Genomic DNA, 841 nt, shown 5'->3' on the forward strand with positions numbered 1-841 from the left:
CGAATCGGTAAAGGCCCTGGGACCGAACACCCGTTTTGTCAAACCCCAGGCGAAGGTAGCGTGATATGTCCGGATACACAGAGAAGATGAGACAGATCGCCGGCCGGCTGTTAAAGGACTGCAGCGTGGAGATGGTCATCGGATTTCGTCAAGGGACCATGCCCATGATGAACGAGCCGTGCTTTATCACCCGGGCCGAGGATGCGGCGTCCCTGGTGTGGGACAGCAACTGCGGAATCAACCTGGCGAACTACCTGACCAACCGCAAGGAGAAGATCGCCGTTTTCGCCAAGGGCTGTGATTCGCGCAACATCGTCAACCACATTGTCGAAAACAAAATCAAACGCGAGCAACTGCACATCATCGGCGTGCCCTGCACGGGGATGATCGACAAACGCCAGATCAGCGCCCGGGTGGAGGGCGAGATCCTCGAGGTCACCGAGACGGATAACACCATCAAGGTGCGCACGACAGGTGCCGAGACCCTCTTGGACAAGGCCGAGGTGCTCCAGCAGAACTGCGCCCTGTGCATCCACCGCAACCCGGTGATCCATGACGAGATGATCGCCGATCCGGTGGAGGAGCAAAGCGGTATCGACCGCTATGAAGACGTGCGCCGCATCGAGGCCATGGACAGTCAGGAAAAGTGGCAGTTCTTCGATGATTTGCTCTCGCCCTGTATCCGCTGCTATGCCTGCCGCAACGCCTGCCCCTTGTGCTACTGCCCGACCTGCTTCGTGGACGAGTCCAAGCCCCAATGGGTGGGCAAGGGCCAGGATCCCATCGACGTGCGCACCTTTCATTTCCTGCGGGCCTATCATTGCGCCGGCCGCTGCACGGA

At 59.3% G+C, this 841-nt stretch carries 1 protein-coding gene; it reads left to right on the top strand.

The window, feature by feature from the left end:
• Positions 1-65 precede the first annotated feature (65 nt).
• Positions 66-841, top strand: a 776-nt coding sequence (locus tag JCM12296_RS35255) for a hypothetical protein (RefSeq protein WP_054702845.1), incomplete at its 3' end; no start/stop codon positions are given.

The organism is Desulfosarcina cetonica JCM 12296, assembly GCF_001311845.1.
Taxonomy (GTDB): domain Bacteria; phylum Desulfobacterota; class Desulfobacteria; order Desulfobacterales; family Desulfosarcinaceae; genus Desulfosarcina; species Desulfosarcina cetonica.